The sequence below is a fragment of the Methylocystis sp. genome (assembly GCF_021731785.1).
Taxonomy (GTDB): Bacteria; Pseudomonadota; Alphaproteobacteria; order Rhizobiales; family Beijerinckiaceae; genus Methylocystis.
This window is the reverse complement of record NZ_JAKFWS010000050.1, coordinates 1-25034: the sequence shown is the minus strand read 5'-3', so window position 1 is coordinate 25034 and position 25034 is coordinate 1. Positions and strand designations below refer to the sequence as shown.

General features: G+C 62.7%; 26 protein-coding genes, 1 tRNA gene and 1 pseudogene. 18 read left to right on the top strand and 10 right to left on the bottom strand.

Annotated features, from left to right (window positions below):
- Positions 1-2: 2 nt before the first annotated feature.
- From QZ964_RS10305 to QZ964_RS10275, 7 genes are all read left to right on the top strand, one after another.
- Complete coding sequence (locus tag QZ964_RS10305) at positions 3-554, top strand: peptidylprolyl isomerase (RefSeq protein WP_292531450.1); 552 nt, start codon at positions 3-5, stop codon at positions 552-554.
- 44 nt (positions 555-598) lie between these two features.
- Entirely contained in the window at positions 599-1054 is a 456-nt protein-coding gene (locus QZ964_RS10300; protein ID WP_292531449.1) for a peptidylprolyl isomerase, read from the top strand.
- A gap of 66 nt (positions 1055-1120) precedes the next feature.
- Positions 1121-2182 (top strand): tRNA preQ1(34) S-adenosylmethionine ribosyltransferase-isomerase QueA, encoded by a 1062-nt coding sequence (queA, locus tag QZ964_RS10295; RefSeq protein WP_292531448.1) that lies wholly within the window; start codon positions 1121-1123, stop codon positions 2180-2182.
- Positions 2179-2511: a hypothetical protein gene (locus tag QZ964_RS10290; RefSeq protein WP_292531447.1), complete on the top strand. Its 333-nt coding sequence runs from the start codon at positions 2179-2181 to the stop codon at positions 2509-2511. Before queA ends, QZ964_RS10290 begins: the two co-directional genes overlap by 4 nt.
- Positions 2508-3632, top strand: coding sequence for a tRNA guanosine(34) transglycosylase Tgt (gene tgt / locus QZ964_RS10285; RefSeq protein WP_292531445.1), 1125 nt, complete (start codon positions 2508-2510; stop codon positions 3630-3632). The genes QZ964_RS10290 and tgt overlap by 4 nt, the downstream gene beginning before the upstream one ends.
- Before the next feature lie 217 nt (positions 3633-3849).
- Positions 3850-4134 (top strand): HigA family addiction module antitoxin, encoded by a 285-nt coding sequence (locus tag QZ964_RS10280; protein ID WP_292531444.1) that lies wholly within the window; start codon positions 3850-3852, stop codon positions 4132-4134.
- A 3-nt stretch (positions 4135-4137) separates the two neighbouring features.
- Positions 4138-5334, top strand: coding sequence for a DNA methyltransferase (locus tag QZ964_RS10275; protein WP_292531443.1), 1197 nt, complete (start codon positions 4138-4140; stop codon positions 5332-5334).
- A 14-nt stretch (positions 5335-5348) separates the two neighbouring features.
- On the opposite strand, the gene recG is transcribed toward QZ964_RS10275, so the two are convergent.
- On the bottom strand, positions 5349-7451 hold the full coding sequence (recG, locus tag QZ964_RS10270; protein WP_292531442.1) for an ATP-dependent DNA helicase RecG: 2103 nt from the start codon (positions 7449-7451) through the stop codon (positions 5349-5351).
- A gap of 34 nt (positions 7452-7485) precedes the next feature.
- Entirely contained in the window at positions 7486-8130 is a 645-nt protein-coding gene (locus QZ964_RS10265; protein WP_292531441.1) for a M15 family metallopeptidase, read from the bottom strand.
- 81 nt (positions 8131-8211) lie between these two features.
- Here QZ964_RS10265 and QZ964_RS10260 point away from each other — a divergent pair, with 81 nt between their 5' ends.
- Positions 8212-8505, top strand: coding sequence for a peptide-binding protein (locus tag QZ964_RS10260; RefSeq protein ID WP_292531440.1), 294 nt, complete (start codon positions 8212-8214; stop codon positions 8503-8505).
- Positions 8506-8519: 14 nt separating this feature from the next.
- Here QZ964_RS10260 and QZ964_RS10255 read toward each other — a convergent pair whose 3' ends face one another.
- Together QZ964_RS10255 and QZ964_RS10250 are read right to left on the bottom strand one after the other, a co-directional pair.
- Entirely contained in the window at positions 8520-9203 is a 684-nt protein-coding gene (locus QZ964_RS10255; RefSeq protein ID WP_292531439.1) for an orotate phosphoribosyltransferase, read from the bottom strand.
- 44 nt (positions 9204-9247) lie between these two features.
- Positions 9248-9952 carry a glutathione binding-like protein gene (locus QZ964_RS10250; RefSeq protein ID WP_292531438.1) on the bottom strand — a complete coding sequence of 235 codons (705 nt, stop codon included), beginning with the start codon at positions 9950-9952 and terminating at the stop codon, positions 9248-9250.
- A gap of 99 nt (positions 9953-10051) precedes the next feature.
- On the opposite strand from QZ964_RS10250, the gene QZ964_RS10245 reads away from it, so the two are divergent.
- Entirely contained in the window at positions 10052-10534 is a 483-nt protein-coding gene (locus tag QZ964_RS10245) for a DUF2165 family protein (RefSeq protein ID WP_292531437.1), read from the top strand.
- A gap of 4 nt (positions 10535-10538) precedes the next feature.
- Here QZ964_RS10245 and QZ964_RS10240 read toward each other — a convergent pair whose 3' ends face one another.
- Both QZ964_RS10240 and QZ964_RS10235 read right to left on the bottom strand, forming a co-directional pair.
- Entirely contained in the window at positions 10539-10706 is a 168-nt protein-coding gene (locus QZ964_RS10240; RefSeq protein ID WP_292531436.1) for a hypothetical protein, read from the bottom strand.
- 123 nt (positions 10707-10829) lie between these two features.
- Positions 10830-11798 carry a transglycosylase SLT domain-containing protein gene (locus QZ964_RS10235; RefSeq protein ID WP_292531434.1) on the bottom strand — a complete coding sequence of 323 codons (969 nt, stop codon included), beginning with the start codon at positions 11796-11798 and terminating at the stop codon, positions 10830-10832.
- Between the two features lie 352 nt (positions 11799-12150).
- On the opposite strand from QZ964_RS10235, the gene QZ964_RS10230 reads away from it, so the two are divergent.
- Positions 12151-12888: a hypothetical protein gene (locus QZ964_RS10230; RefSeq protein WP_292531433.1), complete on the top strand. Its 738-nt coding sequence runs from the start codon at positions 12151-12153 to the stop codon at positions 12886-12888.
- A gap of 246 nt (positions 12889-13134) precedes the next feature.
- The gene (locus tag QZ964_RS10225; RefSeq protein WP_292531432.1) at positions 13135-15492 is read left to right on the top strand and encodes a patatin-like phospholipase family protein; all 2358 of its coding nucleotides are present in this window, start codon (positions 13135-13137) and stop codon (positions 15490-15492) included.
- A gap of 157 nt (positions 15493-15649) precedes the next feature.
- Here the strand turns inward: QZ964_RS10225 and QZ964_RS10220 are convergent.
- Positions 15650-15734 (bottom strand) — tRNA-Leu (locus QZ964_RS10220).
- 132 nt (positions 15735-15866) lie between these two features.
- On the opposite strand from QZ964_RS10220, the gene QZ964_RS10215 reads away from it, so the two are divergent.
- Complete coding sequence (locus tag QZ964_RS10215) at positions 15867-16445, top strand: YqaA family protein (protein WP_292531431.1); 579 nt, start codon at positions 15867-15869, stop codon at positions 16443-16445.
- 35 nt (positions 16446-16480) lie between these two features.
- Positions 16481-16975 (top strand): disulfide bond formation protein B, encoded by a 495-nt coding sequence (locus QZ964_RS10210; protein WP_292531430.1) that lies wholly within the window; start codon positions 16481-16483, stop codon positions 16973-16975.
- A 26-nt stretch (positions 16976-17001) separates the two neighbouring features.
- Here QZ964_RS10210 and rlmN read toward each other — a convergent pair whose 3' ends face one another.
- Complete coding sequence (gene rlmN, locus QZ964_RS10205) at positions 17002-18183, bottom strand: 23S rRNA (adenine(2503)-C(2))-methyltransferase RlmN (RefSeq protein ID WP_292531428.1); 1182 nt, start codon at positions 18181-18183, stop codon at positions 17002-17004.
- A gap of 264 nt (positions 18184-18447) precedes the next feature.
- On the opposite strand from rlmN, the gene QZ964_RS10200 reads away from it, so the two are divergent.
- From QZ964_RS10200 to QZ964_RS10180, 5 genes are all read left to right on the top strand, one after another.
- Positions 18448-18936, top strand: a complete 489-nt coding sequence (locus QZ964_RS10200) for a DUF2948 family protein (RefSeq protein ID WP_292531427.1) — start codon at positions 18448-18450, stop codon at positions 18934-18936.
- Positions 18937-18963: 27 nt separating this feature from the next.
- On the top strand, positions 18964-20265 hold the full coding sequence (gene hisD / locus QZ964_RS10195) for a histidinol dehydrogenase (protein WP_292531426.1): 1302 nt from the start codon (positions 18964-18966) through the stop codon (positions 20263-20265).
- 3 nt (positions 20266-20268) lie between these two features.
- Positions 20269-20748: a UPF0262 family protein gene (locus QZ964_RS10190; RefSeq protein ID WP_292531425.1), complete on the top strand. Its 480-nt coding sequence runs from the start codon at positions 20269-20271 to the stop codon at positions 20746-20748.
- 73 nt (positions 20749-20821) lie between these two features.
- Positions 20822-22246 carry a hypothetical protein gene (locus QZ964_RS10185; RefSeq protein WP_292531424.1) on the top strand — a complete coding sequence of 475 codons (1425 nt, stop codon included), beginning with the start codon at positions 20822-20824 and terminating at the stop codon, positions 22244-22246.
- A gap of 15 nt (positions 22247-22261) precedes the next feature.
- Positions 22262-22702 (top strand): low molecular weight phosphatase family protein, encoded by a 441-nt coding sequence (locus QZ964_RS10180; RefSeq protein WP_292531422.1) that lies wholly within the window; start codon positions 22262-22264, stop codon positions 22700-22702.
- Between the two features lie 135 nt (positions 22703-22837).
- On the opposite strand, the gene QZ964_RS10175 is transcribed toward QZ964_RS10180, so the two are convergent.
- A complete protein-coding gene (locus QZ964_RS10175) occupies positions 22838-24013 on the bottom strand; it encodes an amidase (RefSeq protein ID WP_292531420.1) in 1176 nt (391 codons plus the stop codon).
- An 844-nt stretch (positions 24014-24857) separates the two neighbouring features.
- Positions 24858-25034 (bottom strand): annotated as a pseudogene (locus QZ964_RS10170) (IS630 family transposase); the annotation flags it as partial.

Below are 25034 nucleotides of genomic sequence, written 5' to 3'. Positions count from 1 at the left end.
TCATGAAACTTACGCGCCGTCTGCTTCTTGCCGCTGCGGCCGCCGCCGCGCTCAGCGCCGCGCCGGCCAGGGCGGCCGATGATCACACCCTGTATCTCGACACAAAGGACGGTCGCGTCACCATCAAGCTGCGGCCGGATCTCGCGCCCAAACATGTCGAGCGGATCGAAAAGCTCGCCAAGGAGCATTTCTACGACGGGATCGTCTTTCACCGCGTGATCGACGGTTTCATGGCGCAAGCCGGCGATCCAACCGGCACCGGAATGCAAGGTTCGCGCTATACGGATCTGAAGGCCGAGTTTACGGATACGCCGTTCAAGCGCGGCACAGTTGGAATGGCGCGCGAAGGCGGCGACGTCAATTCCGGAAATTCCCAGTTTTTCATCTGTTATGCCGACGCGCCGCAGCTCAACGGCAAATATACGGTCTTTGGGGAAGTCGTGTCAGGAATGGACATCGTCGATAAGATCAAGAAGGGCTCCCAGTCCAATAACGGCATGGTCGACAATCCCGACAAGATCATCAAGATGCGCGTCGCCGGCGACGAGAGCTGAGATTCAACAGCCGTCGCGCCCGAAAGAAATCAAAGGAAGCGCTAATGACCGAAGCCGCCGACACCATGACGCTCGAGACGACGAAAGGACCGGTCGTCATCAAATTCCGTCCGGACCTTGCGCCCAATCATGTGACGCACATCAAGAAGCTCGTCTCGGAAGGATTCTACGACGGAATCGTTTTTCACCGCGTGATCGACGGTTTCATGGCGCAGACCGGGTGCCCCCGCGGCACCGGCACAGGCGGCTCGCAATATCCGGACCTCAAGGCGGAGTTCAACAGCGCGCCCCATGTGCGCGGAACCTGCTCGATGGCCCGGGCGCAAAGCCCGGACAGCGCCAATTCGCAGTTCTTCATCTGCTTCGATGACGCCCGCTTCCTCGACAATAAATATACAGTCTGGGGCGAGGTGATCTCCGGAATGGAGAATGTCGACAAGATCAAGCGCGGCGAGCCCGTTCCCGATCCCGACAAGATCGTCAGGGCGACGTTGGGATAACGTCTCTGCTTTACGCGGACGCATGATATGGCCGGGCTTGTCCCGGCCATCTTTATATGAGCTTCCATGCGCGTCGATCTCTTCGATTTCGAACTTCCGGCGGAGCGCATCGCGTTGCGGCCTGCGAGCCCGCGCGACAGCGCGCGTATGCTGGTCGTGCCGGCGAAAGCTGGCTTCGAGGACCGGCGGGTGCGGGACTTGCCCAACTATTTGCGACCGGGAGATGCGCTGGTCGTCAACGATTCTCGGGTCATTCACGCGCGACTTTCCGGTCGGCGCCTGCGCGGCCAATTGAGCGCCAACGTCGAAGCGACGCTGATCGAACGGCTTGACGCCTCACATTGGCGCGCATTGATGCGCCCGGCGAAGAAACTCGCAATTGCAGATCGCATTCGGTTTGCTAACGATGACAGCGGGCTTGACGCGCACGTCGAAGCCAAGGGCGATGACGGCGAGATTACGCTTGCTTTCGATCTTGTCGGACCGGCGCTGGACGTTGCAATCGAGCAGGCGGGCGTCATGCCGTTGCCGCCCTATATCGCCGGCAGGCGCTCGGCCGACGCGCGCGACGAGACGGATTATCAGACGATTTTTGCGCACGAAGCGGGAGCGGTGGCCGCGCCGACGGCCGGCCTGCATTTCACCACGCAACTGCTGGCGGCGATCAAAGCGCGCGGCGTCGGCCTTCATCGCGTGACGCTGCATGTCGGCGCGGGCACGTTTCTTCCGGTGAAGGCGGAAAACACGGACTTGCACAAGATGCATGAAGAATTTGCGCGACTCGACGCGCAAACGGCTCAGGCGCTCAATGAGACGCGAGCGCAGGGCGGCCGCATCGTCGCCGTCGGCACGACGGCGCTGCGCGTGCTGGAAAGCGCGGCGGACGACGCCGGCAGGATTGCGCCTTATGCGAAGCGCACCGGAATTTTCATCACGCCGGGATATCGTTTCCGCGCCGTCGACATGCTGCTCACCAACTTCCATCTTCCCCGCTCGACGTTGTTCATGCTGGTCGCCGCATTCGTGGGCCTCGAGCGCATGAAGGCCGCCTATGCGCATGCGATCGAAAGCGGCTATCGCTTTTATTCCTATGGCGACGCCTGTCTGCTGCAGCGCTTTGAGACATGAGCGACGCTCGCGACATGCGCATTCTGGCGCTCTGGCGGGACGATCCAAGAGAAGCGCCGATGACCATCGACGCGCGGATCGAAGACATGCGCATCGCTTCGACATGGGAGCTCTTCGGCGCGTTCGCGCTCGACGGCGACTGCGTCCGTCCGTTCATCCTGCGCCGCGACGGGCGGATCGACTTTGGGCGAGGCGCGAGTTGGCGAACGGACCTGCGCGAGGCGACGATAAAGATCGGATCGGATTTCGTCGTATGGTTCAATGAGAGCGACAGCGGCGTTTACCGCATCGTGAAGATTGCCGCGCTCGGCGCAAAGGACCACAAGTGACGCAGGGTTTTTCGTTCTCCGTTCTTGCGACCGACGGATCGGCGCGGCAAGGCGAAATCCTGACGCCGCGTGGGACCATCCGCACGCCGGCGTTTATGCCGGTCGGCACGGCGGCGACGGTGAAGGCGATGTTCGCCGAGGACGTGCGCGGTGCCGGCGCCGACATTCTGCTCGGCAATGTCTATCATCTGATGCTGCGGCCGGGCGCAGAGCGGATCGCGCGGCTCGGCGGCCTGCATGAATTCATGCGCTGGCCCTATCCGATCCTCACCGATTCGGGCGGCTTTCAGGTGATGTCGCTTGCAAAGCTGCGCAAGCTCGATGAAAGCGGCGTCACCTTCCAGTCGCATATCGACGGGTCGCGACATCATCTTTCGCCCGAGCGCTCGATGGAGATTCAGGATCTCCTAGGTTCGGACATTCAGATGCAGCTTGACGAATGCGTGCGCCTGCCATGTTCCGAAGACGAGGCCGAACGCGCCATGCGCCTCTCGCTGCGCTGGGCCGAGCGCTCGCGCGAGGCTTTTCGGGCACGCGCGGGCAGGGCGGTGTTCGGCATTGTGCAAGGCGGCGAGTCGAAGCGGTTTCGGATCGAAAGCGCCAAAGCGCTCGCCGGCATGGATTTCCACGGGATCGCCGTCGGGGGTCTCGCCGTCGGCGAACCTCAGGACGTGATGCTCGACATGCTCGAGACCACCGCCCCGCATTTGCCCGAATCAAAGCCTCGTTATCTTATGGGCGTGGGATCGCCTGACGACATCGTCGAAGCTGTTTCGCGTGGAGTCGAGATGTTCGATTGTGTGATGCCGACTCGCGCAGGTAGACACGGCCTGGCCTATACCCGTCATGGACGGGTGACGCTGCGTAATGCGCGCCACGCCGATGACTCGCGGCCGCTCGACGAGCAGTCGTCCTGCCCCGCAGCGCGCGATTATTCGCGCGCCTATCTGCACCACCTCGTAAAAGCGGGGGAGATTCTTGGGATGATGCTGCTCACGCAAGCCAATGTCGCCTACTATCAGGAATTGATGTCGGGCCTGCGCGCGGCGATCGCCGCCGGTTGTCTCGCCGACTTCATCGCCGAAACGCGCGCGAAATGGATCGAGGGCGAAAGCGCATAGTGACCTCAGCCGAGTTTGCGGACCAGATAATATGGTTTACGAAAACGATATTCGGCGGGGGCGGGGCATGGGCCGCTACCATGAAGAGCTCACCAGACGGTTCTTGAGCGGCGTTCGGGGCGGAGCGCCCGCGAATGCGCGCCGTCCACCACGGCTGCGACGCGCGGGCGTTCGCCCGCGTTCGGCAAAACGCAAACTGGCGTCGATGGAGAATGGGATGTCGCACCCCGGCGAAATTCTCGCCCGTCATTTGCAGGACCTTGGACTGACGGCGTCGGACCTGGCGCGAGATATCGACGTGCCGGTCAATCGGGTCACCGCCATCATCAACGGGCAGCGCGGGGTCACCGCCGATACGGCGTTGCGGCTCGGGCATTGGTTTGGGGTCGAACCCGAAGATTGGCTCGAGTTGCAGACTCAATATGAACTTTCGCTCGCGCGCCGCGCGGCCGGAGCGAGGATCAAGTCGTTGCCGAGTCTCGCCGATCGTCGGCGCGATTGAGGCATGAGCGCCGCCCTAAAGTTCACGGACTCGGGATTTTTTCAGGAATTGCGGCGGTCGGAGTTCGGCGCGCCGACCAGCGTCGTCATCGCCGAAGGCGTTGCCTATTACGTCAACGCCTTCTGGACCGCCGGACAACGGCGCGCGCATCCGCTCCATGAGATCAGCTATCGCGCCTGTTTCAAGCCGCAGCTCCCGGCGTTCTTCATCGATCGGCTGACGCAGCCGGGCGATGTCCTGTGCGATCCATTCATGGGGCGCGGCACCAGCGTTCTGCAAGCGGCGTTCATGGGACGAAAGCCGATCGGGTCCGACGCCAATCCGCTGTCGCTGCTCTTGACGCGACCGCGGCTGCGTCCTCCAACGCTTGGCGAGATCGAGGCGCGGCTGGCGGCGGCGCCGTGGGGGCGCGGCGAAATCGAACGCGACGATCTTCTCGCCTTCTATCATTTTGAGACGCTGCGGCAGATTTGCGCGCTGCGCCATTATCTGCTCGTGCGCGAGAACGACGGCGTCCTTGACGCCGTCGACGACTGGCTTCGGATGGTGGCGCTCAATCGATTGACTGGCCACTCGCCCGGATTCTTTTCGGTCTATACGATGCCGCCGAACCAGGCCGTGTCGATCAAGGCGCAACTGAAGATCAACGCGCGTCGCGCGCAAACGCCGCCGCGGCGCGACATCGGCGAGCTGATTCTCAAGAAATCGCGCGCGCTGCTCGCAGAAGGCGCGCCGCTCGCTTGCGACGCTGAGCTCGCCGTGGCCGACGCGGCGCGCTTGACGCACATCGGTGACGCAACGGTCGATCTCGTCGTCACCTCGCCACCGTTTCTGGATGTCGTCGATTATCGCGGAGACAATTGGCTGCGCAACTGGTTTGCGGGAATCGACGCCGGGGGCATCAGCCTCTCGCAACTTCGCGCGCCGCGAGACTGGAGCGCGATGACACGTGCGGTTTTTACCGAACTGGCCCGAGTGGTGAAGCCCGGCGGCCACGTCGCTTATGAGGTCGGCGAAGTGAGGGGCGGCGCGCTTCCTTTGGAGCAACTGGTCTGGCGCGCGCTCGACGAGCTTCCGTTCGAGCGGCTCGGCGTGCTGGTCAATGCGCAGAGCTTCACCAAAACTAGCAACTGTTGGGGCGTCGCCAACAATGTGAAGGGCGTCAACAGCAACCGAGTCGTGATCGCGCGTCGCGTCTGACGTGGGACATCGCGTCAGCCGGCGCGCAGCAGGCGGACGGCCTCGTCGCGTTCGAACAGATAGAGCAGGGCGCGCAACGCCTGGCCTCGCTCACTCGTCAGTTCTGGATCGCGGCGCAATATCAATTCCGCGTCGTCGCGCGCGATGGCGAGGAGCCGTGCATGGGCGGCGAGATCGGCGAGGCGAAAGCTGGGCAAACCAGCCTGCCGCACGCCGAGAATTTCGCCCTCGCCGCGCAGCCGGAGATCTTCCTCAGCAATTCGAAATCCGTCTTCCGTCTGCCTTATGATCATCAGGCGCGCCTTGGCGGCGTCGCTCAGCGGACCTTTGTAAAGCAGCAGGCATGAAGATTCCGCCGCGCCGCGTCCTACGCGACCGCGCAGCTGGTGCAGTTGCGCAAGACCGAAGCGCTCGGCGTGTTCGATGACCATGATGGTCGCCTCCGCAACGTCGACGCCGACTTCGATCACCGTGGTCGCGACCAGAATTTTGACGTCGCCGCGCTGGAACCCGTCCATCACGGCGTCCTTTTCAGCCGACTTCATGCGTCCATGAACAAGGCCGACCGCCGCTCCAAAGAGTTTGGCGAGATCGGCGCGGCGTTGCTGCGCCGCTGCGAGGTCGAGCTCCTCATTCTCCTCGACGAGCGGGCAGACCCAATAGGCGCGCGCGCCCTGCGCTAGGGCGCGCCGCAGCCCGGCGATCACCTCTTCGATCCGTTCGGCCGGAAGCACCCGCGTCGAGACCGGCGTGCGGCCGGGCGGCTTTTCGTCGAGCGCGGAGCAGTCCATATCGCCAAACGCGGTCAGCGCCAGCGTGCGCGGAATTGGCGTCGCCGTCATTACCAGCACGTCGACGGCGTCGCCCTTGGCGCCCAGCGCCAGCCGCTGCTCGACGCCGAAGCGATGCTGCTCGTCAACGACGGCGAGGCCGAGGTCGCAAAAGGCGAGATCGCCTTGCACCAGGGCATGGGTGCCGATGACGATGTCAATCTCTCCAGCCTTGATTGCGGCGTGGAGCGCCGTCCGCTCGCTCGGCTTGGCCCGGCCGGTCAACAATGCAACGCGTAATCCTGCAGCTACGAGTAATGGCGCAAGACGCTCGTAGTGTTGGCGCGCAAGAATTTCGGTCGGCGCCATCAGGGCGCATTGACGGCCGGTCTCCGTCACGCTCGCCATGGCCAGCGCCGCGACGATCGTCTTGCCGGACCCGACGTCGCCTTGCACAAGCCGCAGCATGCGTTTGTCCGACGCAAGGTCGGCGCGAATCTCTTCGAGCGTGCGCTGTTGCGCGCGCGTCAGTCGAAACGGCAAGCCGGATTCGATTGCGCCGGCCAAGCGGCCGTCGCCCTTGTGCGCGCGACCTCTTGGTCGCCGCATCTTGGCGCGAATGAGCCGCAGCGCCAGCTGGCTTGCGAGCAGCTCATCGAGCGCAAGACGCTGACGCGCCGGGTGCTGCGGAGAGAGCGCATCGGCGCCTGCGGGCCGGTGCGCCGCGCGCAGCGCCTCGGCAAATGCCGGAAACTTGTTGGCGTAAAGAACGCTGGCATCCTGCCATTCGGCAAGGCTCGGCAGGCGCGCCAGCGCCTCTTCGCTCGCGCGTGAGACATAGCGCGCCTGCAAGCCCTCGGTGAGTCCATAGACAGGTTCGAACGCTGGGAGTTTTGCAAATCCGGCGTCGTCAAGGACGCGGTCGGGATGCACGATCTGGCGGCGGCCGTCGTAAAGCTCGATGCGACCCGATATCCAGCGCGTCGCGCCGATCGGCAGGCTGCGCTCGATCCAGTCCTGATTGGCCAGAAAGAACACGAGCTCGACATCGCCGGTGTCGTCTTCAACGAGCACGCGATAGGGAGATTTCGAATAGCGGCCCTGCGGCCGGCGATGTTCGGTGACGCACGCCTTCAAGACGACCATCGTATCGAGCGGCGCGGCGGCGATCGTGGGCCGCGCGCTCCGGTCGATGACGTTGGACGGAAGATAGAAAAGTAGATCGACGAGGCGCGCTTCGCTTCCCGGCCTGGCGAGCAGCCGGTCGAACAGCTTGGCGGTTTTCGGTCCGACGCCAGGCAGCGCGGCGATGCGACCGAAGAAGGGATCGAGCAAAGACGGACGCATGAGGCTTCAGTTCAATCGCGCGGCGCGAACCGACTCACTTGATCTCGGCATCATAACTCGGCGCGCCGTCAGCGCCCTTGTATGTGAAATGCCACCATTCGCGCGGATAATTATCAAAGCCGTGGCGGCGCATCAGCGCGACAAGCGCGTCGCGATGCGCCCGCGCCGTCTTTGAGGTTTTGCCTTTCGTCCATGAGCGAGGGTCGAAAAAGTCGAAAGGCGTGCCGAAGTTCCAGCCTTTGACCCCAATATCGACGGCAAGTCCGGTCGAATGGGTCGAATGTTCGGCGATATAGCCTTCCGGAAACAGCGCGCTCTTGTCGATGCGCGGATAATGCGCCGCCTTTGTCCGCTGGTCGGCGTTGCGTGACCAATCGACGAAGGCCGAAACGGCGCGCAGCGGGCGATAACAATCGTAGACGACGAGCGAAACGCCGCGCGCCCGCGCGTCCTTCTGCGCGGCGGCCAGCGCTTTGGCGGCCTCGGTGCGCAGCCAGCATTGCGGCGCGCGATAGCCGGGCACGGGCTCGCCGGTGAAATTATCGGCGCCAGCATAGCGCATCTCCTGAATGACGTCGGGCGCCACGTCGGCGAGACGCGCGAAGCCCGGCGGCGGTTCGTCGGCGCGGGCGTAAGATGCGGAAAGCGCTCCGATAAGCAAGAACATCAATCTGCGCATGCCGGCTCCATGTGCGCTGGCGCAATCCGCGACCTCCAAACCTTGACTATAGGTCCTTTCAATTCAATCGGGAGGTCTTTCATGACCCAAAAGCTTGCGCCATTCGCCGGCCTGACCCTTGCCGCGCTCGCGGCGGCGATCGCCTGGGGCGCGACGGCGCTCGCCGGCGACCGTTGCGTCGCGAGCGACGTCATGGGCGTCTCGATCGTCATCCACGATCAGCGCAAGAATGTCATCGGTGCCATTGAAGACGGGAACGCCATTATCGTGCAGCGCTACGGCGAGGACGATCACGGCAAGCCCTGGGCCTATGTGACGAGCGCCGGCGGCAAGCGACTCGGCTGGGTCTATCGCGAATTCATCAGCTGCGGCTAATAACGCCCGCCCGACTAGCCCTTCGCCCTGGCGAGGCCGCCATGCGCCGCCGACCAGGCGACGGGATCGGCGATGAAGGCTTCGACTTCGTTCAGCGCGTCGTCGGGAAAATAGTTGTGCGCGCGAGCGACAGCAAGCACGTCGCGCCATGTCGCCAGCGCGTGCAGCGTAATGCCCATCGCCGCGAGCTCCTCGCGGGCGCCGGCAAAAATATCGTAGAAGAAGAACACGAAAACATGGTCGCAGCGCTGGCCGGACTCGCGCAGCGCCTGCACGAAGTCCTTCTTCGAGCCGCCGTCGGTCGCGAGGTCCTCGACGAGCAGGGCGCGGCCGCCCGCCACAACGTCGCCTTCGATGCGGGCGTTGCGGCCGAAGCCCTTGGGCTTCTTGCGCACATATTGCATCGGCAGCATCAGGCTGTCGGCGATCCACGCGGCGAAAGGAATGCCGGCGGTCTCGCCGCCCGCGACGATATCGAGCGATTCATAGCCGATGTCGCGTTCGATCGTCCGCGTCGCGAATTCGACGAGGCGGCGACGCAACCGCGGGAAGGCGATGATCTTGCGCATGTCGATATAGACCGGCGACGCCCAGCCTGCGGTGGTGATGAAGGGCTTGTCGACATTGACCAGCGCCGCCTGCACTTCGATCAGCGCCTTGGCGGTCTCCTGCGCGGCGATTTGGCGATCATTCGACATGGTATGCGGCTTGTCCTGTTTGAAAAAGGCCGCGCAGCCATAGCCTATTTTGCGTCGTCGCGCTCGGTCGTGTGGCCGAAAAGTATTTCGCGCTCCAGCGCCGTAAAATCGAGACGCCGCCGCTCAAAAGGCGCGCCGACCGCATAGGCGCGGATCACCGCCGGCCGCGACCGAATCGACTCGAACCAGCGCTTGAGGTGCGGGAAGTCGTGGAGATCCTGGCCCTGGTCTTCATGCGGGACGACCCATGGATAGCAGGCGATGTCGGCGATGGAATATTCGCCGGCGAGGAAAGGCGTTTTGGCGAGCTGGCGGTCCATGACGCCATAGAGACGACCGGTCTCGTTGCGGTAGCGCTCGATCGCATAAGGAATTTTCGCCGGCGCGTATTTGGCGAAATGGTGGTTCTGACCGGCCATCGGGCCAAGCCCGCCCACCTGCCAGAACAGCCACTGCAGCGTTCGGGCGCGGCCGTGAAGGTCGGCGGGGAGAAGCCTTCCGGTCTTCTCCGCGAGATAGACCAGGATCGCGCCAGATTCGAACAGCGCCACGGGAGCGCCGCCATCGGCCGGCGCGCGATCGACGACGGCCGGCATGCGGCTATTGGCGGAAATCGCGACAAACTCAGCTTTGAACTGATCCCCCTTACTGATGTCGACCGGCTTGATCTGATACGCGAGCCCCGTTTCTTCGAGAAAAATCGTAATCTTGTGGCCGTTGGGCGTCGGCCAATAGTGAAGATCGATCATGGACGCTTGTCCGAAGGGAGACCAGACTGTGTTGTAAGCCCTCGCGCCCCAAGATCAATCGATCAGGTCATGCTAGGCTGCGGTTGGGAGTGGCTCTCCATGCTGATCAGATTTTCGAAAATCTTGCTGACCGCGGCGCTCGGCGCCCTGATTCTGCTTGTCGCGATCAATAATGTGACCGACTACGAGACGAATTACCAGATCGTCAGCCGTGTAATGTCGATGGATCAGGTGCCGGCCGGAAGCCCGCTGGAGTGGCGCGCCGTCACCAATCCAACGCTCCATCGAATGCTTTACGCTTTCATTATCGCGGTCGAGTTCGCGGCCGCCGCGCTCATCCTCGCGGGGGCGTGGCGACTGTTGCTGACGCGCAAGGCGGAAGGGACGCGTTTCAACGCCGCCAAGGGCGTCGCGATCGCAGGGATTGCGCTCGCGGTCGGCCTTTATCTGTTCGGCTTCATGGCCGTCGGCGGAGAATGGTTCCAGATGTGGCGGGTCGGGCCTGATCTGCAGCAGGCCGCGTTCCGCTTCATCGGCTCCGCGGCGCTGGCGCTGCTCTTTTTGGGTCAGCCCGACGCCTGACGCGTCACAGCCGCTTCAGCATATTGTAGCCGAGGAGTCCGCCAAGCCCGGCGCCCACGACCGCGACGAGTGCGCCGCCGATCGCAACGCCGGTCAGGCCGCCCAGAACGGCGCCGACGCCGGCGAAGAGATATTTGTTCTTTTGAACTGTGGGGTTTTCATCGTCAGCCATTGGATTTTCCTCGTCCGAGAGCGAGCCGCAATGGCGAATTAAGCAGAGCGGCGCTGAAATCAAGAGCGGCGGCGCGTCGCGGCGAGGCTAAAGCGACCCGCACGGCACTCGCGGATCGCCCGGCTAATTCTCCAGCGCCGGCGGCGCGGCAGGCTCCAGGTTGATCCCCTGCATCTTGAGATGGGCCCAGTTCTTGAGGTCTTTCACGGTGAAGCCTTTCAAGAATGGATTTCCGTTGACGATTTTTTCGCGGGTTCTGGCGGGCTGTCCATCGACGCTGGCGATCACCGTCGCCGCGTCTACTTCTTCGGGCGCGGACAGGATCGCCGCCGCGCCGCCCGGTCCGGCGAAATGCGCCAGATAGAGCGATCCAGGCGTGACCGGCAGACCCTTCTTCATCAAGATTGAGGTGTTTTGCTCGACATAGCGCGCCGTCATTTCTCGGGACAGCTCGGGGTCTTTGCGCAAGTCGAGAATCTCCTTGTCGCTCATGGCGCCGGCGAGGTCGGGCCGGTGTTTCTTGATCAGCGCCATCCATGTGGCGTTGATGAATTGTCCCAATCCGGCCGCGGAAGAAAATTTGTTTCGTGCATCCGGGTTTCCCTGTGACTCGGACATGACAATCCTGTCGACCAAGCCCTTGATCGACGAGCCGGCCTGATCGGGAAAAACTGGAAAATGGATGTCATGGAAGTGCAGCTTCAACCCAAATCCGACAGCGAAAATCACAATGAGCGCGATCGGAGAAATGCGTAAGCCTTGTTCGTCGCCGGCCCGCTTCCGGGCAGAGGCGAAACCCTCATCCTTAAAGGGCGCCGTCAGGCTGATATATTCTGATGTTTGGGGCTGCAATCGATCGCCGTTTTTGAGAGATGACAAAAAGCCTTGCAGCGACTGGTCGTCGAATCCGAGCTTGATCCTGATCTCGACCTTTCTCGAGGGATCGGACGTGTCGCTGACGGAGACCAGCGCCGCAGGCTCGCAAGCGGAGACCTGAATCGCGGGCTCCAAAGCGGATGGCGCTGCGTTCTGCTCGCTCGTTTGCGTAAGAGCTTCGGCGGACGTCTCGTTTGGCGCGCCTACCTCGTCCATAGGATTGCTCCTCGCATCGCGACGAATATCGATTGGCGAACGAGGGGAACAGCATCCTGTTATCAAATTGTAAACGATGGCTTACGGGCGCGCGCTTGCGCGGCGACGTGAGAAGAAGCGTTCTCGGGGCTGGAAGACGATGGCTTTCGAATTCGCGAGGGGAAGACCAGCGCCTCCATGTTGGCGGTCATTTTCGCGAAAAACCCGCGATTTCGTTTGGAAACGACTCTATTTTTTCAATCATGGCGTTTGAACTCCTGGCGGCCTCGGGGCGCCGTCCGCATAGAATGTTAATCCAATTTCAAACAATCGGCGCGACGCTCGAAAACTTGCGTTCTCTCAATCTTGCGCCATGACCGACCAAACGGGAATAGCCGCCCTCGACTTCAGCCCGGCCGCAGCTCTCGCGGCCGACGGTCCGGAGTTGAGTGGAGCCCGTTCGGACGCGACGCTGGCGAGGAATATCTCGGATGCTCCCGAGACGAATGTCGCGTCACGGCCGCTCGCGGCGTTCAAGGGCGCGGTTATCCGCGGCGCGCGGCTTCTGTGGGCCGGGCTGCTCTATGGCGCCGTCGGTCTCGCCGGCTGGTTGATCGCCGAAGCCGCTTGGCCGACGCTCGCCGCAATGCCCGACTTCCTCCGGACCATGGCGACGCAGGAAAGTGCGGATCGCGCCGCGTTTCTGCGCACCACGCAGAAGATGGAAGAGGAGATCCGGGCGCTGCGCGCCGAGATGGAGGCGATGCGATCTTCGATGCAGGCGGCGACGCCCGTCGCCGATGCTGTCGAAAGTCTTGGCAAGCGCATGGACGCAATGAAGACGGAGACAGGCGCTGCGATCGGCGCGCTTTCCAGTCAGGTCGAGGGCCTTCAACGCGACGCCGCCAAGCCGGCGCAAACCGGCGAGCGATCGGATCGAACCGAGCGCGCCGTCGTCGAATCGAGCGCGCCGCGAACGACCGTCTCCGCGACGGTCAGGGTCGGCGAGGGATTGCGGCGGCCTAAAGTCCGGCGCGGCGACGCTTTCGAGCCGTCGAAATATCCGAACGCGCCCGGCGCGCCGCGATCGCTCGGCGCCTACCCGCGGTAGGTTAGACGAGCCCCCCGGCGAGACGCCGCACGATGTTTCGCGCGCGCCCGTGCGCCGAGCTGTCACGCGACTGCCGCGTTGCAGGAAAGTTTGACCCTACGCGCGATTCAGAAAGATATCACGCGTCAGCTTGTCCAGCCGCAGCATTTTGATCTAAATCTAAACACGGCGGTCGCAACTGCGATGCGGACGGCTGCTGATAATTGCGATGAAATGCGATGTTTTCGCTGATTTTCGGAGACGCACATGAACGCCGATGCGCCAAGGGATTTTCCCTACGTTTTTGCAAATGAGATTAAAGTTATCAATGAGCGCCGGCGGAAATTGGAACGACCGGAGATTCCGACCGCCGACGTTAAGCCTACAACGGACCACGAACTCGTCGGCCTGGCGCTTTCCGGCGGCGGCGTCAGATGCGCCGCCTTCTGTATGGGCGCGCTGCAGGGTCTCGACAGCGCCCGACTGATCAATCGGCTGGATTATCTTTCAACCGTTTCAGGCGGAGGCTACATCGGCTCGGCGATGACGCTCGCCATGTCAAAAGACAAAGGCAAGTTTCCGTTCGATCCGGCGAACAGCTATGACGGCGAAACGCGCCACACCAAGCATATTCGGGATAATTCGCGCTATCTCGTGCCCAATGGACTGCGATCGGTTCCCGTTTTCGCGGCGATTTATTTGAGAGGGCTGCTCACTGGCGCGCTCATTGCTCTCCCGATCCTGCTTGCGCTGGCGGCGCTCACCATCTTCTTTATCCCGACCTATAGCGACCTCGATTCCAGAAGCTTCCTTGGCGGCAGATTAGCCGGGCTCCTGGGCGACAACCCGTTTCCGATTACGACCGCCGTGACCTTGTTCATTGCGGTCCTGCTAATCGGATATGCCTTGGCGGCTCATGGGCCGCCGAGAGACATCCGTCGGCCGATCGCTGCAGGTTTCGGCGTTTTCGTCACTTTCATTCTGGTGGCGCTTATTGTCGAAATACAGCCGATATTTATCCTTGCCCAGTTCGGGGAGGGCGGCGCGAGCGGCGCCGTCGCCGACGGCATTCTCAAACTATCAAAATATTATTCGATGGTTGCGGCGGTGGCGAGCCCGATCGTCGTGCCCTTTATGAATCTCATCGCAAAGTCAGCGGTCGACAAGAAACAGGACAGCCTAGCCCAAAAGGCGGTCAAACTCGCGAGCAAGCTCGTGATCTATGTTGTCGCGCTCTTTATCCCGTTGGGTATATGGGTGGTCTATATTCTGCTTTCATACTGGGGAATTTCGGCGTCAGTCTCCGAATTGAACTATCGGCACGCTCCCGAATTTCTTCAGTCGCTCTTCGGCTTTGCTCAATGGGCCGCTTGGGATTCGATCGAGCCCGGCTTCTGGCGCGCGCACCTGACGCCGCCGGTCATCGTCTATCTTGGAACGGCGCTCCCGATTTTCCTTTTCGTTTGGTATTTTATCGACGTCAACGCGAACTCCTTGCATCAATTCTACCGGGATCGGCTGGTCGACGCCTTTCTCCTCGATCCAACGAAAAAGTGGGATGAAATAAACAAGAACAGGAAAATCGCCGCGAATGATTTCCCACTCACCGATATTTCAAACGTCTACACGCCTTATCACCTCATCAACACCACCCTCAATGTGCCCGGGTCGCCAATAGCTAACCGCCGCGGCCGCAATGGAGACTTCTTCCTGCTGAGCCGCAATTTTGTCGGCAGCGAGGTCACCGGCTATGTCGAAACCGCGGCTCTGAAGGACTTTTGGTCCGGGGACATCGGCACCGCCATGGCGATTTCGGGGGCGGCGGCGGCGCCCAATATGGGCATCGCGTCCTTGCGGCCGCTCGCCTTCACGCTGGCGCTGCTCAACGTGCGTCTCGGGCGATGGTTCCCGAACCCGCAGCAGCTGAGCAAATTCGGCAAACATCTCACCTGGCCCCGGCCGCGCTATTTTCTCGCGGAGGCTTTTTTTCGCACCCGCGAAAGCTTCAGATACGTTTTCCTCAGCGACGGCGGCCACATCGACAATCTCGGCGTCTACGAATTGCTGCGCCGGCGCGCCGCGGTCATCATCGTCGTCGACGGCGAAGCCGACGGGAGCATGGACTTTCCCGCGCTCGTCCAGCTTCAGCGTCTCGCCCGCATCGACCTCGGCGTTCGTATCCGCCTGCCCTGGGGCGAGATCAAACGTCACACCAGAGAGACCAGCGCTGAAATCGTCGCGGAAAAGAAGCGAACGATGAATCCCGGCCCGCATGCGGCGATCGGGATTATCGAATATCCCGGCGAAACGGCTGCTGAAGCGGAAGCGGGCGTATTGATCTACCTGAAAGCCTCATTGACGGGCGATGAAAACGACTACGTGACGGATTACAAAAAGCGCAATCCCGACTTCCCGCATGAAACTACGCTGAACCAATTCTTCAGCGAGGAACAGTTCGAAGTCTATCGCGCATTGGGATTTCATATTGCCAATCGGCTGCTCACCGGGAAAGACTGCGCCACGGTCGAATCTGATCTGAATGCCAAGGAGGAACAGTCGTTCAAAAGGGCCGAACAGCTCTTGAACGTCACCTTCAAGAAATGTCGGCCCATGCCATCCGCGTAATTCTGCCACCTGTGACGAATGCGGATCAAGCGACGACGCGACAGGAGCGGGGCCCTGTCGCGGGAATGGCGGCGATCGGTCGGCTGAGTCCGCGGAACGCTCGATCCGAACGTCATGTTCGACAACCGCCGAAACCCGACTTTTTAAAGAGTTTGGGTGGTGCCCCTGGCCGGAGTCGAACCAGCACGCCTTGCGGCACTCGATTTTGAGTCGAGCGCGTCTACCAATTCCGCCACAGGGGCTTCTCGTCGGCAGGGAAGCCAGCGAAGCGGCGCGGATATTAGCCGCGGCGCGGCGCCCGTCAACCCGCGAAACTTCTTTCTCCATAAGATACGTGCTATGCGCGGGGCGCGCCTCCCCAACCTCGGAAACGGATGAAAAAGCTTTACGACTGGACCATGTCGCTCGCGGCAAGCCGGCACGCGCCCTTGGCGCTCGGCGCGATCGCTTTTGCCGAGAGTTCCTTCTTCCCGGTGCCGCCCGACGTGATCCTGGTCCCGATGACGCTCGCCGAGCCGAAAAAGGCCTGGTATTTCGCGGGAATCTGCACGCTCGCCTCGGTTACGGGCGGAGCGCTCGGCTACGCCTTCGGCGCGCTCTTCTACGATACGATCGGCCAGTGGCTGATCAATCTCTATGGCTACGGCGAGAAGATGGAGGCGCTGCGCGCCTTTTACGCCCAATGGGGCGCGATCTTCATTCTGGTGAAGGGCTTGACGCCCATTCCCTACAAGCTCGTCACCATCGTCTCGGGGCTGATGGCCTATAATTTCCCGCTGTTCATCGTGCTGTCGCTCATTACGCGCGGCGCGCGGTTCTTCATCCTGGCGGCGGCGATCAACCGCTTCGGCGATCCGATCCGCTCAAGGCTCGAAAGCCATTTCGGACTGTTCATGGCGTCGCTGGCGGTGATTGTCGTCGCCGGCTTCGCGCTTGCGGCGAAGATGTTTTGAACGGGCGGTTTGGACGATTGGGATGGCGCGGCGTCATGGACTGCGCGCTGGAGTCCCGCAACGCGTCGCTCCTCATTCTCGCCGCGGCCGTCGCGGCGATCGGCGGCGCCTGGATCTATGAGTCGCTCGGCTATCTGCCCTGCGAGCTGTGCTACAAGGAGCGCATTCCCTATTACGCGGCCTTCGCGCTCGCGCCGCTCGCCGCTTTTACCGCCCAGATGGGCAGAGAGCGACTGGCGCGCGCGGCCTTCCTGCTGATGGCGCTGATCTTCGCCGGCAACGCCATTCTTTCCCTCTATCATTCGGGCGTCGAGTGGAAAGTCTTCGCGGGGCCGTCCGACTGTTCGGGGCCGCTGTCGACGGCGTCGTCGGTCGCCGAATTCATGAAGCAGCTTCAAACGACGAAGGTCGTGCGCTGCGACGAGCCGAACTTATGGATATTCGGCCTGACGCTGGCGAATTGGAATGTCGCCATTTCAGCGGCGCTGGCGGCGCTGGCTGGTTACGCCGGTTGGGCTCGCCGGCCCTAACGCCAAAGAGCATGATGCGGCGGTGCTTAACCCGCCGCCATCCGCGCGCTCGCCCGAAGCTTCTCGGTCTCGCTTTTCAGCTGCCCGCAGGCGGCAAGGATGTCGCGGCCGCGCGGGGTGCGCACCGGGCTCGCGTAGCCGGCGTTGAAGACGATGTCGGAAAAGCGCTCGATCGTCTCCCAGTCCGAACATTCGTAGGGCGCGCCAGGCCAGGGATTGAACGGGATCAGATTGATCTTGGCCGGCAGGCCTTTAAGGAGCCGCACCAGCTCCTTGGCGTCGGCGGGCGAATCATTCACCCCTTTCAACATCACATATTCGAAGGTGATGCGCCTCGCGTTCGACGCGCCGGGATAATCGCGGCAGGCCTGCAGCAGCGCATGAATCGGATATTTCTTGTTGAGCGGCACGAGTTCGTTGCGCAGATCGTCGCGCACCGCGTGAAGCGAGATCGCCAGCGCCGGTCCGCATTCGGCGCCCAGACGTTCAATCTGCGGCACGACGCCAGAGGTCGAGACGGTGATCCGGCGCTTGGAAACCGCCAGCCCGTCGCCGTCAGCCATGACGTCGACCGCCGCCATGACATTGTCGAGATTATAGAGCGGTTCGCCCATGCCCATGAAGACGATGTTGGAGACCGCGCGCACGCCCTCGCCAGATGGCACGAGACCGTCGGTCGGCCGTTCGCGATCGGGAAAATCGCCGAGGCGCTGCCTTGCGACGAGCAATTGCCCGACGATCTCGGCGGTCGTTAGATTGCGCACGAGCCGCTGCGTGCCCGTGTGGCAGAAGCTGCAATTTAACGTGCAGCCGACCTGCGAGGAGACGCAGAGCGTGCCGCGGTCGCTCTCCGGGATATAGACGCATTCGACTTCCGCGCCCTTGTCGAAGGCGTCGACCGGCTGGAGCCGCAGCAGCCATTTGCGCGTGCCGTCGACCGAGAGCTGCTCCTCGACGATGTCCGGCAGGCGCAGTGCGAAGGCGTCGGCAAGCTGCGCCCGCAACGCCTTCGAGACGTTCAGCATCTCGCCAAAATCTCGCGCGCCGCGAAAATACATCCAGTGCCAGATCTGCGAGACGCGCATCCGGATTTCGCGCTCGGGCAGGCCGAACCCGCGCAACGCTTCGGCGATCTCCGCGCGGGTCAGGCCGGCGAGCGAAGACTTAAGCGTTAGAACCGGCGCTTCGGAAGTTTCGGACAGACTCATGAACTCCTCGGGAAACGCCCTTATATCATGTCTCCGCGAGAATTTTTGAGAGACCGCCGTTGACGCGCAGCCCATCAATTCTCCCGCGCCCTTTGGGCGCGTTTTGGCGAGGGCGGCCTGAGACGCCTCGGCCCCGTCACTCGAGTGAGATTGCGCCCCTCGCCAAGGCTCCTCACTCCTCAAGGCGAGGGTGAGATCACTCGGCGCTGCGTGGCCTTGCGTCGACCCGCGTCCTTCGCCATATCGGGCGAAGGAGGAGAGGACATGGAACCGCCCAGCCGGCCTTGTGCGCATGCGTTGCGCCTGCATGCGCTCGACAGCGAAGATCTTTCGCTCTTGTCGGCGCATCTGCAGGATGCCCTGGTGCGCGTCGGCGACATCGCCTTTCTTCCCGACAAGCGCCGGTTCGCCCTCATCGGATCGCGCTTTGACTGGGCCGCCGAGCTTGACGGGCGTCTGGAGCGCTGCCGCTGCGGCCTGCATTTCGAAGGCGTGCAGCGCGTGCGCTGCCAGGGGGTGTCGCGCGACCGGCCGGACGCCATTCTTGAGCTGCTGGCAGTCACTTTCGAGCCGGGCGCCGAGCCGCCCTCCGGCGTCGTTCGGCTCTATTTCGCCGGCGGGGCGTCAATCGCGCTCGACGTCGAATGCGTCGAGGCGCAGCTTTGCGACGTGGGCCCGCGCTGGAAGGTGGGCGCCCGGCCGGCCCATGATCTCAGCGACGAACTTGACGAGGGCGCTCCCCGAGGGCCATGACAGCCGGACTTCCGGCTGGAGAGGATCATGACCCTGCGTTTGGACGCCGCGGCGCCCGATTTCGAACAGCGTTTCGCGTCGCTGCTCGCCATGAAGCGCGAGGCGTCGCAGGATGTCGACGACACCGTGCGCGGGATCATCGAGGATGTCGTCGCCCGGGGCGACGCGGCGCTTGTCGACTATTCCAAGCGCTTTGACCGCATCGACCTCAACGAGACCGGCATCGCCGTATCGCGCGAGGAGGTCGCCGCGGCGGAAGCCAAATGTTCTCCCGAGCAGCTCGCGGCGCTCGATCTTGCGCTCGAGCGCATCAGCGCCTTTCACGAGCGGCAGAGGCCGCAGGACTTACGCTTTCGCGACGCCGCTGGCGTCGAACTCGGCTGGCGCTGGACGTCGCTCGACTCGGTGGGGCTTTATGTGCCCGGCGGCACCGCCGCCTATCCGTCTTCGGTTCTCATGAATGTCGTGCCGGCGAAGGTCGCCGGCGTGAAGCGTATCGTCATGGTCGTTCCGACGCCCGGCGGCCATGTCGAGCCGCTGGTGCTCGCGGCCGCGAAGCGCTCGGGGATTGACGAGATTTACCGCGTCGGCGGCGCGCAGGCGGTGGCGGCGCTGGCCTATGGCACGAAGACGATCGCGCCCGTGGCCAAAATCGTCGGTCCGGGCAACGCTTGGGTGGCGGCGGCCAAGCGCCGGGTTTTCGGACAGGTCGGCATCGACATGATCGCCGGGCCGTCGGAAGTGCTGATTCTCGCCGACGCCTCCGCCAATCCCGATTGGATCGCCGCTGATCTCCTCGCGCAGGCGGAGCATGACGAATCCGCGCAGTCGATCCTCATCACCGACGATTCGGCGCTTGCCGACGCGGTCGTCGCCGCGGTGGAGCGGCATCTCTCGACGCTGTCGCGCAAGGAAATCGCCGGCGCCTCATGGCGCGACTATGGCGCGACAATCGTGGTGAAGTCGCTTTCCGACGCCATTCCGCTCGCCGACCGCATCGCCGCCGAACATCTCGAAATCATCAGCGAAGACGCCGAGGACCTCGCCGCGCGCGTGTCGAACGCCGGCGCGATTTTCATCGGCGCCTACACGCCCGAGGCCGTCGGCGATTATATCGGTGGATCGAACCATGTGCTGCCGACCGCGCGTTCGGCGCGGTTCTCATCGGGCCTCAGCGTGCTCGACTTCGTCAAGCGCACCTCGATCCTGAAATGCGACGCCGACTCGCTGCGCGCCATCGGCGCTGCCGCCGTGACGCTCGGCGAGGCCGAAGGCTTGCAGGCGCATGCCCGTTCGGTGTCGATCCGCCTCAATCAGCTTGGGGCGTGAGGCGTGGAGTCAAGCGAGTCGAAGCGCCTGATTTCCGTCACCCTCGACGAAAATTCGATCGGCCGCGGCTCCGCAGATCAGGAGCACGAGCGCGCCATCGCGATTTACGATCTGATCGAGGAAAACAGCTTCTCGCTGGTCGGCCATGACGGCGGGCCTTACGCGCTGCTCATTTCGCTCGCCGACGCGAAGCTCGTTTTTAGAATTTGCGACGCGGAAGGCGCCTGTCTCATCACCCATATACTTTCGCTGACGCCTTTCAGACGCATTCTGAAAGATTATTTCATGATCTGCGAAAACTATTATGCGGCGATCCGCCATGCGACGCCGAGCAGGATCGAAGCGATCGACATGGGCCGCCGCGGTCTCCATAACGAAGGCGCGCAGCTTCTCCTCGAACGCCTGAAAGGCAAGATCGACACGGATCAGGACACGGCGCGCCGCATCTTCACGCTGATCACCGCGTTGCACTGGAAAGGTTGAAGGCGACGCTTGGCGCCAATGCTGCAGCGTCACGCGTCGCGGCGCTCGATTGTGTTGCACTGGAATTCTTCGCATGGAAAAAAATCATTCGGATCGCTTCGCCGAGTTGCGGCTGTCGATGGACGCGGAAGGCGGCGAACTTCTTCGCGCCTTCGTGCGCGAGGCGTCGCTTGTCGAGGGGGTTCCGACGTTGGCTGCGAGCTTGATCGCCGCTGACGCCGAGGAAATCTGGCGCATTCTCTGCCAGTCGAACACAGGCCCGGAACGCGCTTCAGTGCTTCTGTCGTCATCCAAACGCGAAGTGCGCGCGCGGATATTGCTTAACGGCCATTCCCGATTTTCCGCCATCCTTCCGTCGCTCGGCGCGCATCTGCGGCCGGACGCCGGCGTTTCCTACCGGGAGCGGGGCGTCGACGGCTGGGAGATCGCGCTCCATCGCAGCATCGAGACCTCTCGCGAGGCGACGAGCGTAGAGGCACCGGTCGCCGAAGCCGCGGCACCGACGGAAGCGGTTGAGATCGACGCCCCTCGGCAGAGCGACTCGGCGGCGATCGCGCGCTGCTTCCTCGTTGTCTACGGACACAATTACGTTCATCGCGAGGTCTTCTCGCCGCATCGCTATTGGCGGAAGGTCGAGAGCGGCGAGCTGATCCCGGTGGTGAGCCGAGACGTGCGTGGCGAGGTGATCGGACATGTGGCGCTGGAGCGCGAGCCCGGCGCAGCGATCGCTGAACGCGGCGAAGCGGTCGTGCTGCCCTCGTATCGCGGACGCCATCTTCTGGAGCGGATGACCGAGCGGCTGACCGATGAGGCTCAACGACTCGGGCTCGTCGGAATCTACGCCGAACCCGTTACGACTCACACATTCTCGCAGCGCAACGACGAGCGCGCCGGCATGCCGACGACCGCCATTCTGCTCGGCGCGGCGCCCGAGACGCTGCATTCGAAGGACCTGCCTGTGCCGACGGCAGGTCAGCGTCAGAGCTTTCTGCTGACGTTCCGCTATCTGCAGCCGTCGCGCGTATGCGAGATCGTCGCGCCGCGCGAATATCTGGACGTCATTTCGGCGACTTACGATCGTCTCGGCGTCGGCGTTTCTAGGCGCGACAGCAAGACGCCGGCGGAGACGCGATCAATGACCAGCTTCGCGGTCAACGCTGGCGGCTACGGCAGGATTCGCTTCGAGACGATTGGATCGAACGTCGCCATCGAACTCGCTCAAGCGATCAGCGACGTCGACAGCCTGGGCGGTCGCGCCGTGCAGCTTTCCGCGCATATCGGCGATCCAGGCCTGCCGCTTCTCGTGGAATCCGCTCGCGCACTGGGATTTTTCTTTTGCGGCCTGGCCCCGGCCTTCGCTGAAGGAGGGGACCTGCTGTTGATGCAGCGCCTGAGCGAGCCGCTCGACATCAACGAGCTGCAGTTGTTCACGGATCAGACGAAGGAGCTTGCGGCGTTTATTGAACGGGACCGGCAGTCGGCGCCGAGCCGTCGATGAAAGTGCGTTAGCGACGTGACGCGACCCCAGTCGATCCTCTTCGCCTGCACGCTGAACACTGTTCGATCACCCATGGCCGAAGCGATCGCGAGGCACTATTTCGGCCGCGAAATCTATTTCGCTTCGGCGGGACTGAAACGCGGCGCGCCGGACCCTTTCGCCATCGCGGCGATGGAGGAGATTGGCGTCGACATTTCGGCCCACAAGCCGCACATGTTCGAAGATCTCGAAGATTCCAACTTCGATCTGATCGTGACGCTGTCTCCCGAGGCGCATCACAAGGCGCTGGAGTTCACCCGCACCATGGCCGTCGACGTCGTCTATTGGCCAACGCCGGACGCGACCGCCGCCCAGGGATCGCGTGAAGCCATACTCGACGCCTATCGCGACGTGCGCGAGCGGCTGACGGTGCGGATCAAGAATCTGTTGGGCCACGGGCCGCAGCCGAGCGGTTGAGCAAGCGCCCTTGTCGAATTCGTCATTGCGAGCCGCAGGCGAAGCAATCCAGAATGCGCCCGCGACTTCTGGATTGCTTCGTCGCTTCGCTCCTCGCAATGACGACCGATAGTAAGCGCGAGCGTAAAACCGAATTTAGCGCGATTGCTTCATCTGCGCGCAGAAGCGCTGGGCGAAGGCGATCAATGCGCGATCAGCGCCATGCCGGCCGACGAAGGAAAGCGCAACCGGCGCGTCGCTCGTCGCAAGCGGAATGCTGATCTGCGGCAGCCCGAAAAAGCTGGCGATGAGAAAGAGGCGCATCATCTGATAGCGCTTGGCGTCGAGCGCCTCTTCGCTTTCGGTCAGCAGCGGCGCGCGAAACGGCGTCGTGGGCATGACGACGACGCCGCGCGCGCCAAGCATCGCGTCAATCCTTGGCCGCTCTTTGTCGCGGAACGCTTGGGCGGCTGCCTTTTGGTCGGCGGTGACCTTGGCCGCGAAGGCAAAACGCTCTTCGACGCCTTTGCCGAAGGCGGGGCTGTTCGCGGTGATCCAGGCGCCATCTGCGGCCCAGGCCTCGAACGCCTGCATGTTGCGGAAATGCCCGAGCGCCGACTTGAAGAAATCTTCGCCGAGCGTCGCTTCGCGCCAGGGGCCGAACGCCTTCAAGGCGTCGATCGGCTGCGCCGCCGCCGAGGCGAAATCCATTTCGACTCCTAAGAAGGCGTCGGTGAGCAGCACGGCTTCTCCGACGTCCTCGTCCTTTGCGGCTACCGGCAACAATGCTTCGCCGACCGACGCCAAGGCGCCGATGTCGCGGGCGAACCAGCCGATGGCGTCGAAGGACGGCGCAAGCGGAATGATACCCTCCATCGACACAGCGCCGTGTGAAGCGCGAAAGCCGAAGATTCCGCAAAAGGCGGCCGGCGCGCGGCAGGAGCCGGCGGTGTCGGTGCCGATGGCGAAATTCACGAGTCCCGCGGCCACGGCGACCGCAGAGCCTGAAGACGAGCCGCCTGGATGCCGATCTTGCGTAGCCGGATTGATCGGCGTGCCGTAATGCGGATTGGCGCCGAGCAGACTATAGGCCATCTCGTCCATATTGGTCTTACCGACGAGGTGCGCGCCTGCGCCAAGCAGACGATCGACGACAGGCGCATTGCGCTCGGCGGCGGCATGCGTTTGCGCCCATTTCGGATGGCCGTTGGTCGAAACGTGCGCTGCGACGTCAATGTTCTCCTTGACGACGAAGGTCGCGCCGGACAGCGGGCCGGAAGTTTCCGTGCTCTGGTTGAGAACGACGGAGAGCGCGCCGAGATCAAGTTTCATCGCGGCATCCTTCCTAAGGCGGCTAGATCGTCGGCGCGGCGGGAATAGAATTGCGCTCAAGCACCAATATACTCAAGATTGTGGCGAGACGAAATGAGGCGCGAACGCCGCTGTTGCGCGGTCGGTAGGCTTCCGCCAGAGTGCGCGACGCGGCGTGACTATCGGAGAAGCGAGATGGATGAATTCGGCGGCGGCTTTCTGCGCAATATGATGATCGGCTTTGCGCTGGCTTTGGCCTTTTCCATCATCTACGTCTGGTATACCCGATAGGGCGCGCGTTACGTCATAATCGCTCGCATTTAGAATGTCTGAGGCTTGGCGATCTTCAGCCAGTTTTACCGTTCGTCGACGATCGACAGAGATACAACGTTCAGGGCCATCACCAACCAGACTTTCAACATCCTCCCAGCGGCTCCATCCTGAGCCGCGGCGCGAGGATGGAGCCGTGGATTAGATAAACGAACGAGAAATGTGCGCGGCGACAAGCGCGACTTTTCTGTCGAAAGCGATGCCGACGCCGATGTGTCTGGCTATCGCAGCATCCGGTAGATGACGCCATAAAGGGCGGCGTTGACCGTCGCCAAAATCAGGACGATCAGCAACGTTTCAGCGATCCGACCAAAATCTCGCTGGGGCGACATTCGACGCCTCACGCATTCAGCCCGCCCAGCGACATGCCATTTAGAGCAGCCGCGCCGCGCGGCAATTCGCCTTTCTTCGTGTCGTCGCTCGCCGAGGGCCGAGGTCCCGGTCGAAACGCCGAACGACTGCCATGCGCTTTCTCAGCGCCGCTCCAGCCCTTTCGCCCTCGCGACCAAGCGCTAGTTATACCAACCTGTGCTGATCAGAACCGATGCGCCCAGTCGCGCAAACCGATGGACATGATGCGCCAGGGTTGTTCGATGAGTTTGTTCCAGGCGTCGCAGCAATGGTCGACGATGTCGTCGTATGATTTGAACACGCGATTGGAGAGCCAGTTGTCGCGCATGAACTGCCAGAGGTTCTCGACCGGGTTGAGTTC

Bases quoted from the DNA above. Each gene is read 5' to 3' on its own strand.
- QZ964_RS10305 (WP_292531450.1), top strand. From the start codon at position 3: ATGAAACTTACGCGCCGTCTGCTTCTTGCCGCTGCGGCCGCCGCCGCG.
- QZ964_RS10300 (WP_292531449.1), top strand. From the start codon at position 599: ATGACCGAAGCCGCCGACACCATGACGCTCGAGACGACGAAAGGACCG.
- queA (WP_292531448.1), top strand. From the start codon at position 1,121: ATGCGCGTCGATCTCTTCGATTTCGAACTTCCGGCGGAGCGCATCGCG.
- QZ964_RS10290 (WP_292531447.1), top strand. From the start codon at position 2,179: ATGAGCGACGCTCGCGACATGCGCATTCTGGCGCTCTGGCGGGACGAT.
- QZ964_RS10280 (WP_292531444.1), top strand. From the start codon at position 3,850: ATGTCGCACCCCGGCGAAATTCTCGCCCGTCATTTGCAGGACCTTGGA.
- QZ964_RS10275 (WP_292531443.1), top strand. From the start codon at position 4,138: ATGAGCGCCGCCCTAAAGTTCACGGACTCGGGATTTTTTCAGGAATTG.
- recG (WP_292531442.1), bottom strand. From the start codon at position 7,451: ATGCGTCCGTCTTTGCTCGATCCCTTCTTCGGTCGCATCGCCGCGCTG.
- QZ964_RS10265 (WP_292531441.1), bottom strand. From the start codon at position 8,130: ATGCGCAGATTGATGTTCTTGCTTATCGGAGCGCTTTCCGCATCTTAC.
- QZ964_RS10260 (WP_292531440.1), top strand. From the start codon at position 8,212: ATGACCCAAAAGCTTGCGCCATTCGCCGGCCTGACCCTTGCCGCGCTC.
- QZ964_RS10255 (WP_292531439.1), bottom strand. From the start codon at position 9,203: ATGTCGAATGATCGCCAAATCGCCGCGCAGGAGACCGCCAAGGCGCTG.
- QZ964_RS10250 (WP_292531438.1), bottom strand. From the start codon at position 9,952: ATGATCGATCTTCACTATTGGCCGACGCCCAACGGCCACAAGATTACG.
- QZ964_RS10245 (WP_292531437.1), top strand. From the start codon at position 10,052: ATGCTGATCAGATTTTCGAAAATCTTGCTGACCGCGGCGCTCGGCGCC.
- QZ964_RS10240 (WP_292531436.1), bottom strand. From the start codon at position 10,706: ATGGCTGACGATGAAAACCCCACAGTTCAAAAGAACAAATATCTCTTC.
- QZ964_RS10235 (WP_292531434.1), bottom strand. From the start codon at position 11,798: ATGGACGAGGTAGGCGCGCCAAACGAGACGTCCGCCGAAGCTCTTACG.
- QZ964_RS10230 (WP_292531433.1), top strand. From the start codon at position 12,151: ATGACCGACCAAACGGGAATAGCCGCCCTCGACTTCAGCCCGGCCGCA.
- QZ964_RS10225 (WP_292531432.1), top strand. From the start codon at position 13,135: ATGAACGCCGATGCGCCAAGGGATTTTCCCTACGTTTTTGCAAATGAG.
- QZ964_RS10215 (WP_292531431.1), top strand. From the start codon at position 15,867: ATGAAAAAGCTTTACGACTGGACCATGTCGCTCGCGGCAAGCCGGCAC.
- QZ964_RS10210 (WP_292531430.1), top strand. From the start codon at position 16,481: ATGGACTGCGCGCTGGAGTCCCGCAACGCGTCGCTCCTCATTCTCGCC.
- rlmN (WP_292531428.1), bottom strand. From the start codon at position 18,183: ATGAGTCTGTCCGAAACTTCCGAAGCGCCGGTTCTAACGCTTAAGTCT.
- QZ964_RS10200 (WP_292531427.1), top strand. From the start codon at position 18,448: ATGGAACCGCCCAGCCGGCCTTGTGCGCATGCGTTGCGCCTGCATGCG.
- hisD (WP_292531426.1), top strand. From the start codon at position 18,964: ATGACCCTGCGTTTGGACGCCGCGGCGCCCGATTTCGAACAGCGTTTC.
- QZ964_RS10185 (WP_292531424.1), top strand. From the start codon at position 20,822: ATGGAAAAAAATCATTCGGATCGCTTCGCCGAGTTGCGGCTGTCGATG.
- QZ964_RS10175 (WP_292531420.1), bottom strand. From the start codon at position 24,013: ATGAAACTTGATCTCGGCGCGCTCTCCGTCGTTCTCAACCAGAGCACG.